The organism is Burkholderia sp. IT-111MI5, assembly GCF_949752865.1.
In the GTDB taxonomy this organism is placed as follows: Bacteria; Pseudomonadota; Gammaproteobacteria; order Burkholderiales; family Burkholderiaceae; genus Burkholderia; species Burkholderia pyrrocinia_C.
The window spans coordinates 40,201-51,901 of sequence record NZ_CATKIF010000013.1; the positions used below are offsets into that span (position 1 = coordinate 40,201).

An 11,701-nucleotide genomic window follows, 5' to 3' on the forward strand; every position below is an offset into this window, starting at 1 on the left:
TTTTTCCTTACGCCTGCCGGCGCGCGATCAGCGTTGCGCTTTCAGCAGACGCGCGGCGTCGAGCGCGAAGTACGTGAGCACGCCGTCTGCGCCCGCGCGCTTGAACGCGAGCAGCGACTCGAGCACGACCTTGTCGTGGTCGAGCCAGCCGTTCATCGCGGCAGCCTTCAGCATCGCGTATTCGCCGCTCACCTGGTACACGTAGGTCGGGAAGCGGAACTCGTCCTTCACGCGACGCACGATGTCGAGGTACGGCATGCCGGGCTTGACCATCACCATGTCGGCGCCTTCGTCGATGTCGAGGCGCACTTCGCGCAGCGCTTCGTCACTGTTCGCCGGATCCATCTGGTAGGTCATCTTGTTGCCCTTGCCCAGGTTGGATGCCGAGCCGACCGCGTCGCGGAACGGGCCGTAGAACGCCGACGCGAACTTGGCCGAGTAGGCCATGATGCGCGTATGGATATGGCCGTCGCTTTCCAGCATCTCGCGGACCGCGCCGATGCGGCCGTCCATCATGTCCGACGGCGCGACGATGTCGACGCCGGCTTCGGCCTGCGCACGCGCCTGGTCGACCAGGATCTCGATCGTGTCGTCGTTGATCACGTAGCCGTTCTCGTCGAGCACGCCGTCCTGGCCGTGGCTCGTGTACGGATCGAGTGCGACGTCGGTCAGCACGCCGAGCTCGGGGAAGCGCTTCTTCAGCTCGCGCACCGCACGCGGGATCAGGCCTTCCGGATTGGCTGCCTCGCGGCCGTCAGGCGTTTTCAGCGACGGCTCGATGGCCGGGAACAGCGACAGCACGGGCACGCCGAGTTCGACGCATTGCTCGGCGACGCGCATCAGCAGATCGACGGACACGCGCTCGACGCCGGGCATCGACGGCACCGGCTGCCGTTCGTTGGTGCCGTCGACGACGAACACCGGATAGATCAGGTCGTCGGTGGTCAGGCGGTTTTCGCGCATCAGGCGCCGGGAGAAGTCGTCGCGGCGCATCCGGCGCGGACGATGAAGCGGATGGAAGCTCATGTCGATTGGGCAGAAATCAGGGCAGTAAGGACCTTACGGAACCCTTAGGTCATTTTCGGGAGCGTTGGTATATGATAGCGATCGAGCGGCACGCGTCGCGTGCAACTCCCCGCTTCTCCTCCCTGAGCGGGTGCCTGTCGTTTTTCGATTAGGCTGTTTGACCCGCCGTTAAACGGCGGGTTTTTTTATGAGCCGGCCGAATCCGCAGGCGCCGTCAGGTGCGCGCCGCCGATCCCGGCCGCGCGTTGCCCGATCATTGTGCTACAGGCTCGCTTTTTTCGTCGGCGACGGACGGCCGTACCCAGCTCTCGATCAGCTCATGCGCCTCGTCGAGCCCCGTGCGCTTCAGCGCGGAGAACAGCTGGACCGTCAGCTTGCCCTGGACGCCCTGGTCGCGATACGCATCCAGCCCCTTTTGCGTGGTCCGCAGCGCGTTGATGCTTTCCTGCCGCGTCAATTTGTCGCACTTCGTCAGCAGCGTGTGGATCGGCTTGCCGGTCGGCGTGAACCACTCGATCATGCGGCGATCGAGATCGGTCAGCGGACGGCGCGAATCCATCATCAGGATCAGGCCGCAGAGCTGCGAGCGGGTCGCGAGGTAGGACGACAGCAGCATTTCCCAGTGCGCCTTCGCGGCGCCCGGCACTTCCGCGTAGCCGTAGCCGGGCAGGTCGACGAGGTTCGCGACGGGCTCGGCGGCCGGGCCGACGGAGAAGTAGTTGATATGCTGCGTGCGGCCGGGCGTCTTCGATGCGAAGGCCAGCCGCTTCTGGTTGCACAGCACGTTGATCGCCGTCGACTTGCCGGCGTTCGAGCGGCCCGCGAACGCGATTTCCGGCTGTACCGTCGGCGGCAGGTCGCGCAGATGGTTGACGGTCGTGTAGAAGCGGGCTTGATGGAGCAGAAAGGCCATGGGAACCGGAAGGACGGGCGGCGCGAGCCGCTTGGTGGAGGCGGGGTAGCCCCGATAGGCGCGGGAGCTTTCAACACGATATTGTACAATACGGCGGTTTTACCGAAGGCCACCGGGCGCCTGCCTCGCGCTTTTATGTGGCTTCTGCGGTAGACTGGTCGCCGTCGTTTTTTGCAGAACCTCAAATTCCCACAAGACGAAACAGGGTGTGCGAATGAATCGACTGTGCAAGTCTCTGATGGTGCTTCAGGTTGCAGCAGGGTTCGTAGGTTTCGTAGCGGAGGCAAACGCGGCGGATGCGGCAAAGCCGGATCTCGACCGCGGCAAGGCGATTGCCGGGCAGGTCTGCGCGTCGTGTCACGGCGCCGACGGCAATAGCGCGTCGGGCAGTTTCCCGAAGCTTGCCGGCCAGCATCCCGAGTATCTGGTCAAGCAGTTGAACGACTTCAAGACGCAGCCGGGCGCGAAGGGGCCGGTGCGTACCAACGCGGTGATGGTCGGATTCGCGAGTGCGCTGAGCGCGGACGACATGCGCAACGTCGCCGCGTACTACGGGTCGCAGACGACGAAGCTCGGTACCGCACGCGATGCGGCGACCGTGCCGATCGGCCAGAAGATCTATCGCGGCGGCATCGCGGAGAAGGGCGTGCCCGCCTGCGCGAGCTGCCACGGGCCGACCGGGCAGGGGCTTCCGGTCCAGTACCCGCGTCTGTCGGGGCAGTGGGCCGATTACACGGTCGCGCAGTTGACCGCGTTCCAGCAGGGAGTTGGCGCGCGCAACAACAACGACGCGATGCATCAGATCGCGACGCGCCTGTCGGACAACGAGATCAAGGCCGTCTCGGATTACATCGCGGGCCTGCGTTGAGCGGTCGGTCGCGAATGGAATGACCGGGCGCCCGAAGGGCGTCCGGAGTCAGAACAAGAAAAGGGTGGGGCGCCGCACCGTTGCGGTTGCCTCGCCCTTTTTTGTCAGCACTCGCCGGGCCAAGCCGGGATGAAGAGGCTTGCAGGCGATGGGGGGCTGCGCCCCCCAGGCGAACACAGTGAGCGTGGGGGCTGTTTCCCCTTAGTCGGAGTTTGAATGAGCGTTACCACGTCGGGGTTGCAGTCGAAGTCGAGTCAGGGTGCGTCGAAGCGCGCGGTCGAGCTGCTGAGCTCGATGCGTTTTGCGATCGCGCTGCTGGTGGTGCTGTCGATCGCGAGCATCGTCGGCACGGTCCTGACCCAGGACGATCCGTATCCGAATTACGTGAACCAGTTCGGGCCGTTCTGGGCGGACATCTTCCGCTCGCTCGGCCTGTACAACGTGTACAGCGCGTGGTGGTTCATGCTGATCCTGATCTTCCTCGTCGTGTCGATCTCGCTGTGCGTGATCCGCAACGCGCCGAAGATGCTCGCCGATGCGAAGAGCTGGAAGGACAAGGTCCGCGAAGGCAGCCTGCGCGCGTTCCACCACAAGGCCGAGTACACGGCTTCCGGCACGCGCGCGACCGTTGCGGCGACACTCGCCACGTTCGTCACCAAGGCCGGCTACAAGCACGTCGTGCGTGAAACCGACGGCGCGACGCTGATCTCCGCGAAGCGCGGTGCGATGACCAAGTGGGGCTATATCTCCGCGCACCTCGCGATCGTCGTGATCTGTATCGGCGGCCTGCTCGACAGCAACCTGCCGATCAAATTCCAGATGTGGATGTTCGGCAAGAGCCCGGTCAACACGAGCGCGACGATCAGCGAGATCTCGCCCGACCATCGCCTGTCCGCGTCGAACCCGACGTTCCGCGGTTATGCGTGGGTGCCCGAGGGCCAGTTCGTGTCGACCGCGATCCTGAACCAGCCGAGCGGCTCGCTGATCCAGGACCTGCCGTTCTCGATCCAGCTCAACAAGTTCATCGTCGACTACTACACGACCGGCATGCCGAAGCTGTTCGCGAGCGACATCGTCGTGATCGATCGCGAGACCGGCCAGAAGATCCCGGCGCGCGTCGAGGTCAACAAGCCGTTCACGTACAAGGGCGTGTCGATCTACCAGTCGAGCTTCCAGGACGGCGGCTCGCAGATGCAGATGACGGCCTACCCGATGACGGGCGGCAATGCGAAGACCTTCCCCGTGCAGGGCACGATCGGCAGTTCGGCGCCGCTGCAGATGCCGGGCGCCGACGGCGATACGATCGAGTTCTCCGATTTCCGCGCGATCAACGTCGAGAACATGATCGACGCGAACGGCAAGCCGGACGTGCGCGGCGTCGCGAAGACGGCGTCGCTGAAGGAGGCGTTCGACGAACGGCTCGGCTCCGGCGCGAAGACGTCGAAGCCGGTGCAGCTCCACAACATCGGCCCGTCCGTGCAGTACAAGATCCGCGGCAAGGACGGCCAGGCGCGCGAATTCAACAACTACATGTTGCCCGTCGACATGAACGGCGTGCGCGTGTTCCTCGCCGGCGTGCGCGCGAGCCCGAACGACCCATTCCGCTACATGCGGATTCCGGCCGACAGCCAGGATTCGATCGGCGAATGGATGCACCTGCGCGCCGCGCTCGAAGATCCGGCCGTGCGCGCCGAAGCCGCCGCGCGCTTCGCGCAGCGTTCGCTGCCGGGCACCGACGCATCGCTGCGCGGCCGCCTGCAGGACAGCGCAGCGAAGGTGCTGACCCTGTTTGCCGCCAGCGACGACAGCGTCGGCCGCGGCGCCGACGGCCAGCCGATCGGCGGCTTCCAGGCCGTGGCGACGTTCATCGACCGCTCGGTGCCGAAGGCCGAGCAGGAGAAGGCCGCGAGCCTGCTGCTGCGGATGCTCGAGGGCTCGATGTGGGAGGTGTGGCAGATCGCGCGCGAGCGGGCCGGCGAGCCGTCCGCCCAGCAGGGCACCGACACGATCCGATTCGTGCAGAACGCGATCAATGCGCTATCCGACAGCTTTCTGTATGGATCGCCCGTCTATCTGCAGCTAGACTCATTCAAGCAGGTGCAAGCTTCGGTATTTCAGCTGACGCGCGCACCCGGCAAGAATCTGGTGTATCTTGGCAGCCTGCTGCTGGTCGCCGGCATCTTCTCGATGTTCTACGTGCGCGAACGGCGCCTCTGGTTCTGGCTCAAGGATGCCGGCCCGGGTGTCGAGGTGGTGATGGCGATGTCCACGGCCCGCAAGACCTTCGATTTCGAGAAAGAATTCGTGCAGACGCGCGACGCGGCCGGCGTCGCCTTGCGCGCCGCACCTCGCGACGCCGCGCCCGCCGGTGCGGCATCGACGGCCCGCCCGCCTGCCGGCGGCGGTTCCGATTCCGAGAATTCCACCCGGTAACATCATGGATCTCACGCAAGTTTCCTCTTCCCCCCGGGCGTCGGCCCAGGCCCCGGTTTCGGCGCCGCTGTTCGACGACCGTCCGTTTCTCGCGCGCCTGTCGCTGATCGACTGGCTGTTCGCACTGGCGCTCGTGGCGGGAGCGGGTTATGCGCTCGTGCACTACAACGCGCACATGGATTACTACGACAAGGCGGTGATGCTCGGCACCGTGCCGGCGCTCGTCGCGCTCGGCTGGCGCTGGAAGCCCGCGCGGCTGATGATGGCGTCGATCGCCGTGCTGTCGCTGCTGTCGATCCAGATCTACCAGGGCGATCTCGCGCGCGCCGATTCGGCGTTCTTCCTCAAGTACTTCCTGTCGAGCCAGTCGGCGATCCTGTGGATGAGCGCGTTGTTCGTGCTCGCGACGATCTTCTACTGGATCGGCTTGCTCGCGCGCTCGGAAACGGGCGCCGCGATCGGCCAGAAGCTCACGTGGGTCGCCGTGCTGATGGGCTTCACGGGGCTGATGGTGCGCTGGTACGAGTCCTACCTGATCGGCGCCGACGTCGGGCATATCCCCGTATCGAACCTCTACGAAGTGTTCGTCCTGTTCAGCCTGATCACCGCGCTGCTCTACCTGTATTACGAAGGCCACTACGGCACGCGTTCACTCGGCGCGTTCGTGCTGCTGGTCATCAGCGCGGCGGTCGGCTTCCTGATGTGGTACTCGGTCGCGCGCGATGCGCAGCAGATCCAGCCGCTCGTGCCTGCGCTGCAGAGCTGGTGGATGAAGATCCACGTGCCGGCGAACTTCATCGGCTACGGCAGCTTCGCGCTGTCGGCGATGGTGTCGGTCGCGTACCTGATGAAGGAGCGCGGCGTGCTCGCCGATCGCCTGCCGACGCTCGAAGTGCTCGACGACGTGATGTACAAGTCGATCGCGGTCGGTTTCGCGTTCTTCACGATCGCGACGATCCTCGGCGCGCTGTGGGCGGCCGAGGCATGGGGCGGCTACTGGAGCTGGGACCCGAAGGAAACCTGGGCGCTGATCGTGTGGCTCAACTACGCGGCGTGGCTGCACATGCGGCTGATGAAGGGCCTGCGCGGCGCGGTTGCCGCCTGGTGGGCACTCACGGGCCTGCTCGTGACGACGTTTGCATTTCTCGGCGTCAACATGTTCCTGTCCGGGCTGCACAGCTACGGCAAGCTGTAAGATTTCGGCCGCTCGTCCGACTACAAGACCGCCGGTGCACTGCGTGCCCGGCGGTTTTCTTTTGTAACGGGCGGGCGATCCGGGCGTCGAACGGCGCATGACGGGCCGGGTCGAACGCTGATGAAGCGTGCGCGCGGCGCATGCAGGAGGAGCAGCACGATGTGGATCAAACGCCCTTTGCGGAACGTACTGACCGGCGGTGATATTGCGCACAGCGAGATCACGCCGCGCGCGGTGTTCGAGAACCGGCGGCGCGTCTTGCAGGCGGCCGGTCTCGCGGCGGCGGGCGGGCTGCTCGGCGGCAGCGGCGCGGCATTTGCCGCGTATGCGTCGCCCGACGCGCGGGCGGCGAAGCTCGCGGCGAAAACGAACCCGAAGTTCGTCGCGGCCGACAAGGTGACGCCGTTCAAGGACATCACGTCCTACAACAACTTCTACGAATTCGGCACCGACAAGAGCGACCCGGCGCAGAACGCCGGCACGCTGCGGCCGCGCCCGTGGCGCGTGAGCGTCGAGGGCGAGGTGCTGCACCCGAAGATGTTCGATCTCGACGAGCTGCTGAAGCTCGCACCGCTCGAGGAGCGCGTGTACCGGCTGCGCTGCGTCGAAGGCTGGTCGATGGTGATCCCGTGGATCGGCGTGCCGCTGTCCGAGCTGATCAAGCGTGTGCAGCCGACCGGTAACGCGAAATACGTGCAGTTCGTCACACTGGCCGATCCGTCGCAGATGCCGGGCCTCTCGACGCCCGTGCTCGACTGGCCGTATTCGGAAGGGCTGCGGATGGACGAGGCGATGAATCCGCTGACGCTGTTGACGATGGGCGTCTACGGACAGGTGCTGCCGAACCAGAACGGCGCGCCGGTGCGAATCGTCGTGCCGTGGAAGTACGGCTTCAAGAGCGCGAAGTCGCTCGTGAAGATCCGCTTCGTCGACAAGCAGCCGAAGACGAGCTGGAACACGTACGCGTCGAACGAATACGGCTTTTATTCGAACGTGAACCCGAACGTCGATCATCCGCGCTGGAGCCAGGCGACCGAGCGGCGCATCGGCGAGGACGGTTTCTTCACGCCGAAGCGCAAGACGCTGATGTTCAACGGCTACGGCGATCTGGTCGCGTCGATGTATCAGGGCATGGACCTGAAAAAGAACTTCTGAGCGCGACGGTGAGAAACGACATGCCTCCTTCGACGCTGACGCCCGCGCGCGCAGCCGGCACCGGATCGACCGCACGCGCGACCCGGGCCGGTGCGATTCGTACGGGCGCGCCGCGCTGGCTCATGCCGGCCAAGGTGCTGGTTTTCGCGGCCGGCCTCTATCCGCTTGCGCGTCTCGTGCTGTTCGGGCTGACCGACCGGCTCGGCGCGAACCCGATCGAATTCATCACGCGTTCGACCGGCCTGTGGACGCTCGTGATGCTTTGCATCACGCTGGCCGTCACGCCGCTCCGGCGCATGACGGGCTTCGCGACGCTGCTGCGTTTTCGCCGGATGATCGGGCTGTTCGCGTTCTTTTACGCGACGCTGCACTTCACGACCTACCTGTGGTTCGACAAGTGGTTCGATGTCGTCGCGATCCTGAAGGACGTCGGCAAGCGCCCGTTCATCACGGTCGGCTTTGCCGCATTCGTGCTGCTGATCCCGCTCGCCGCGACGTCGCCGCGTGCGATGGTGCGCCGGCTCGGCCGCCACTGGGCGACGCTGCACGGCGCGATCTACGCGATCGCGCTGTTCGGCGCGCTGCACTTCTGGTGGATGAGGGCCGGCAAGCACGATCTCGCGCAGCCGAAGCTCTACGCGGCGATCGTCGCCGTGCTGCTCGGCTGGCGGCTGGCCGCATGGGGATGGCGGCGCGTGCGCGCGTGACGGCACGGCCTGCAAAAACAAAAGGCGATGACCGGGAAGTCATCGCCTTGTTTCGCGATCTGCGCGGACGCCGTCGCGTCGTTACTGCGCGACGGCCGAGCCTGACGCCGGCGCGGGCATTTTCGATGCGTCGCTCGACAGTTCGGGCGTCAGCGTGAGCGGCGTGCCGGACGAATCGGGCACACTGTCGGATGACGCGTTTTCATCGGTCGGCTTCACGTCCGACGGCGGTGTGTCCTGCTGCTGGATCGGCTTGGGCAGCGGAGGCACGGTAGGCAGATAGAGCGGGCCGCTTTGACCGCAGCCGGCAAGAATCGCCAAAGCCGCTACAATCGCGCTCATCCGGAAAACGACTCGCATGATCGTCCCTGAACAATTGAACCGATAGAGTTTAGCATGTCCGATACCGAATACCTGACCCGTGCCGAGGCCGTGCTGACGGCCGTCGAGCGTACTGTCGACACCGCGAACGACGGCGACCACGACATCGATCTGGAGCGCAACGGCAGCGTCCTGACGCTGACGTTCGAGAATGGCTCGAAGATCATCGTCAACCTGCAGCCGCCGATGAAGGAAGTGTGGATCGCCGCGAAGGCGGGCGGATTCCACTACCGTTTCATCGACGGCGAATGGCGCGATACGCGCACCGGCACCGAGTTCTACGCGGCGCTCACCGAATACGCGACGCAGCAGGCCGGCCTGCCGATCACGTTCAGCGCGTGACGGCCGGGGCGCCGGGCCCCGAACGTCGTACCAAAAGAAAAAGCGCCCCGCGGTTCATTCACGGGGCGCTTTTTTCATGTCCGGGGCCGCGGGTCAGTGGCCCCGGAACAGGTTCATGATGTCCTGCTTTTCCTGCTCGTCGACGTGCGGCGCCGGCGCCGCTTCGTCGACGTTCTGCGCGGCCGGCGCCTGCGGCACACCGACCGTCGACACGAAACCGTGCCCCGGCGTGAAGTCGGTGAAGTACAGCTCGCTGCCGAGCGACTCGACGCCGTCCGGCACCGTCGGCTTGAACTCCGGCACGCCCTTCAGCGCCGCGCCCATGTAGTCGATCCAGACGGGCAGCGACAGGCCACCGCCGGTTTCGCGATCGCCGAGGCTGCGCGGGTTATCGTAGCCGATCCACGCGATCGCGGCGAGTGTGTGCTGGTAGCCGGCGAACCACGCGTCGTGCGAATCGTTCGTCGTGCCGGTCTTGCCCGCGAGGTCGGTGCGCTTCAGGACGTTGGTCCGCGCGCCCGTGCCGCGCTGCGCGACGCTCTGCAGCAGGCTGTTCATCACGTATGCGTTGCGCGCGTCGATCGCGCGCGGCGCGTTCTGCTCGGCGACGAGCGGCTGCGCGCGTGCGACGATCGCGCCGTTCGGATCGGTGACTTCGGCGATCAGGTACGGATTGACGCGGTAGCCGCCGTTCGCGAAGACCGAGTACGCACCGGCCATCTGCAGCGGCGTGACCTGGCCCGCGCCGAGCGCCATCGGCAGGTAGGCCGGATGGCGCTCGGCGTCGAAGCCGAAGCGCGTGATGTACTGCTGCGCGTACTTCGTGCCGATGTGGTTCAGGATCCGGATCGACACGAGGTTGCGCGAGCGCTGCAGCGCGGTGCGCATCGACATCGGGCCTTCGAAGCCGCCGCCGTAGTTCTTCGGCTCCCACGGCTGGCCGCCCGTTTCGGCGGCGCTGAAATACAGCGGGCCGTCGTTGATCACGGTTGCCGGCCCGAGGCCCTTGTCGAGCGACGCCGAGTAGATGAACGGCTTGAACGACGAACCCGGCTGCCGCCACGCCTGCGTGACGTGGTTGAACTTGTTCTTGTTGTAGTCGAAGCCGCCGACGAGCGAGCGGATCGCGCCGTCCTGCGGGATGATCGACAGGAACGCGCCTTCGACCTGCGGCAACTGCGTGATCGACCATTTGCCGGCGTCGTTCTTCACGACGCGGACGATCGCACCGGGGCGGATGCGGCGGTTCGGCTGCGCGTTGGTCGACAGCGCGCCCGACGCGAAGCGCAGGTTGTCGCCTTCGATCGTCGCCGTGCTGCCGTCGATGAACGCGACCGTGATCTGGCGCGGGCTCGCGGCCGTGACGACCGCGGCAATCAGTTCGCCGTTGTCGGGGTGCTCGAGCAGCGCGTCGTCGATCGCCTGTTCGCGGTCGTCCGCACCGGCCGGCAGCTCGATGAAGCCTTCCGGCCCGCGATAGCCGTGCCGGCGCTCGTAATCCATGATGCCCTTGCGCAGCGCGGTGTACGCGACCTGCTGGTCCGCGGAATCGATCGTCGTGACGACGTTGAAGCCGCGCGTGTAGGTTTCCTCGCGGTACTGCGCGTACATCATCTGTCTGACCATTTCCGCGACGTACTCGGCGTGCACGCTGAAATCGCGGCCCGGGCCCTTGACGACGAGCGGCTGCGCGACGGCCTCGTCGTACTGCTCGCGCGTGATGAAGTTCAGCTCGAGCATCCGCTGCAGGATGTATTCCTGGCGCACCTTCGCGCGCTTCGGGTTCACGACCGGGTTATACGCGGACGGCGCCTTCGGCAGCCCCGCGAGCATCGCCGCCTCCGCGAGCGTGATGTCCTTCAGGTCCTTGCCGAAATAGACCCGCGCGGCGCTCGCGAAGCCGTACGCGCGCTGGCCGAGATAGATCTGATTCATGTAGACCTCGAGAATCTGATCCTTCGTCAGCGCGCGCTCGATTCGGTACGCGAGCAGCATCTCGTAGATCTTGCGCGTGTAGGTCTTCTCGCTCGACAGGAAGAAGTTGCGCGCGACCTGCATCGTGATCGTGCTCGCGCCCTGCGATGCATGGCCGTTCGTCAGCGCGACGAAGCCGGCGCGGATGATGCCGGTGAGGTCGACGCCGCCGTGATCGTAGAAGCGTGCGTCCTCGATCGCGAGGATCGCCTTCTTCAGCGAGTCGGGCACGTCCTTGAAATGGACGACGTCGCGGCGCTCTTCGCCGAATTCGCCGATCAGCACGTGATCGGACGTATAGATGCGCAGCGGCACTTTCGGGCGATAGTCGGTCAGCGCGTCGAGCGACGGCATGTTCGGCCACGCGACGACGAGCGCGTAGCCGAGCACGAGGCCGCCGGCCACGACGAGGGCCACGCACATCGCGGCGAAGCCGAGCAGGACTTTTTGCCACCAGGGACGCTTCTTCGGCTCCGGGGCGGGAGGCGGGGACGTAGGAGTCGTGGATTGCATAGGCATACCGGAAAACAGTCTCGCGATTATAGCTGCCCGGTAAGACCGGTCCTGACACGGGGGCTGCCCGCCGAAAAGCCGCGGGTTGCCGTGTCTTCAGCATAGCCCGCGCGCGGCCCTTTCGAGCCGATGCTGGCCGTTCGGCCGACTGTCGGCCGAACGCGCCGCTTTGCAGAATCTGGTCTCGGAAACGC

Annotated in this window: 10 protein-coding genes; 6 read left to right on the plus strand and 4 right to left on the minus strand. The window is 65.6% G+C overall.

Annotated features, from left to right (window positions below; all coding sequences use genetic code 11):
• Positions 1-27: 27 nt before the first annotated feature.
• Positions 28-1,026 carry a porphobilinogen synthase gene (hemB, locus tag ACM6JT_RS15395; RefSeq protein WP_414856786.1) on the minus strand — a complete coding sequence of 333 codons (999 nt, stop codon included), beginning with the start codon at positions 1,024-1,026 and terminating at the stop codon, positions 28-30.
• A 253-nt stretch (positions 1,027-1,279) separates the two neighbouring features.
• Positions 1,280-1,939 carry a ribosome biogenesis GTP-binding protein YihA/YsxC gene (gene yihA / locus ACM6JT_RS15400; protein WP_034183610.1) on the minus strand — a complete coding sequence of 220 codons (660 nt, stop codon included), beginning with the start codon at positions 1,937-1,939 and terminating at the stop codon, positions 1,280-1,282.
• Positions 1,940-2,153: 214 nt separating this feature from the next.
• Between yihA and ACM6JT_RS15405 the strand changes: the two genes are divergently transcribed.
• The 5 genes from ACM6JT_RS15405 (at position 2,154) to msrQ (ending at position 8,297) form a co-directional block, all read left to right on the plus strand.
• Positions 2,154-2,807, plus strand: coding sequence for a c-type cytochrome (locus ACM6JT_RS15405; RefSeq protein WP_034183611.1), 654 nt, complete (start codon positions 2,154-2,156; stop codon positions 2,805-2,807).
• 216 nt (positions 2,808-3,023) lie between these two features.
• Positions 3,024-5,240 carry a cytochrome c biogenesis protein ResB gene (locus tag ACM6JT_RS15410; RefSeq protein ID WP_414856787.1) on the plus strand — a complete coding sequence of 739 codons (2,217 nt, stop codon included), beginning with the start codon at positions 3,024-3,026 and terminating at the stop codon, positions 5,238-5,240.
• 4 nt (positions 5,241-5,244) lie between these two features.
• Entirely contained in the window at positions 5,245-6,435 is a 1,191-nt protein-coding gene (gene ccsB / locus ACM6JT_RS15415; protein WP_131947928.1) for a c-type cytochrome biogenesis protein CcsB, read from the plus strand.
• Positions 6,436-6,594: 159 nt separating this feature from the next.
• Positions 6,595-7,590 (plus strand): protein-methionine-sulfoxide reductase catalytic subunit MsrP, encoded by a 996-nt coding sequence (msrP, locus tag ACM6JT_RS15420; RefSeq protein WP_414856788.1) that lies wholly within the window; start codon positions 6,595-6,597, stop codon positions 7,588-7,590.
• Between the two features lie 20 nt (positions 7,591-7,610).
• Positions 7,611-8,297: a protein-methionine-sulfoxide reductase heme-binding subunit MsrQ gene (gene msrQ / locus ACM6JT_RS15425; RefSeq protein ID WP_414856789.1), complete on the plus strand. Its 687-nt coding sequence runs from the start codon at positions 7,611-7,613 to the stop codon at positions 8,295-8,297.
• A gap of 81 nt (positions 8,298-8,378) precedes the next feature.
• Here the strand turns inward: msrQ and lptM are convergent, their stop codons facing one another.
• Positions 8,379-8,657 carry an LPS translocon maturation chaperone LptM gene (gene lptM, locus ACM6JT_RS15430; protein ID WP_347064293.1) on the minus strand — a complete coding sequence of 93 codons (279 nt, stop codon included), beginning with the start codon at positions 8,655-8,657 and terminating at the stop codon, positions 8,379-8,381.
• Positions 8,658-8,693: 36 nt separating this feature from the next.
• Here lptM and cyaY point away from each other — a divergent pair, with 36 nt between their 5' ends.
• Positions 8,694-9,020 carry an iron donor protein CyaY gene (cyaY, locus tag ACM6JT_RS15435; RefSeq protein ID WP_034183616.1) on the plus strand — a complete coding sequence of 109 codons (327 nt, stop codon included), beginning with the start codon at positions 8,694-8,696 and terminating at the stop codon, positions 9,018-9,020.
• 93 nt (positions 9,021-9,113) lie between these two features.
• Here the strand turns inward: cyaY and ACM6JT_RS15440 are convergent, their stop codons facing one another.
• A complete protein-coding gene (locus ACM6JT_RS15440) occupies positions 9,114-11,513 on the minus strand; it encodes a penicillin-binding protein 1A (RefSeq protein WP_034183617.1) in 2,400 nt (799 codons plus the stop codon).
• Positions 11,514-11,701: the final 188 nt, after the last annotated feature.

Bases quoted from the DNA above. Each gene is read 5' to 3' on its own strand.
- hemB (WP_414856786.1), bottom strand. From the start codon at position 1,026: ATGAGCTTCCATCCGCTTCATCGTCCGCGCCGGATGCGCCGCGACGAC.
- yihA (WP_034183610.1), bottom strand. From the start codon at position 1,939: ATGGCCTTTCTGCTCCATCAAGCCCGCTTCTACACGACCGTCAACCAT.
- ACM6JT_RS15405 (WP_034183611.1), top strand. From the start codon at position 2,154: ATGAATCGACTGTGCAAGTCTCTGATGGTGCTTCAGGTTGCAGCAGGG.
- ACM6JT_RS15410 (WP_414856787.1), top strand. From the start codon at position 3,024: ATGAGCGTTACCACGTCGGGGTTGCAGTCGAAGTCGAGTCAGGGTGCG.
- ccsB (WP_131947928.1), top strand. From the start codon at position 5,245: ATGGATCTCACGCAAGTTTCCTCTTCCCCCCGGGCGTCGGCCCAGGCC.
- msrP (WP_414856788.1), top strand. From the start codon at position 6,595: ATGTGGATCAAACGCCCTTTGCGGAACGTACTGACCGGCGGTGATATT.
- msrQ (WP_414856789.1), top strand. From the start codon at position 7,611: ATGCCTCCTTCGACGCTGACGCCCGCGCGCGCAGCCGGCACCGGATCG.
- lptM (WP_347064293.1), bottom strand. From the start codon at position 8,657: ATGCGAGTCGTTTTCCGGATGAGCGCGATTGTAGCGGCTTTGGCGATT.
- cyaY (WP_034183616.1), top strand. From the start codon at position 8,694: ATGTCCGATACCGAATACCTGACCCGTGCCGAGGCCGTGCTGACGGCC.
- ACM6JT_RS15440 (WP_034183617.1), bottom strand. From the start codon at position 11,513: ATGCCTATGCAATCCACGACTCCTACGTCCCCGCCTCCCGCCCCGGAG.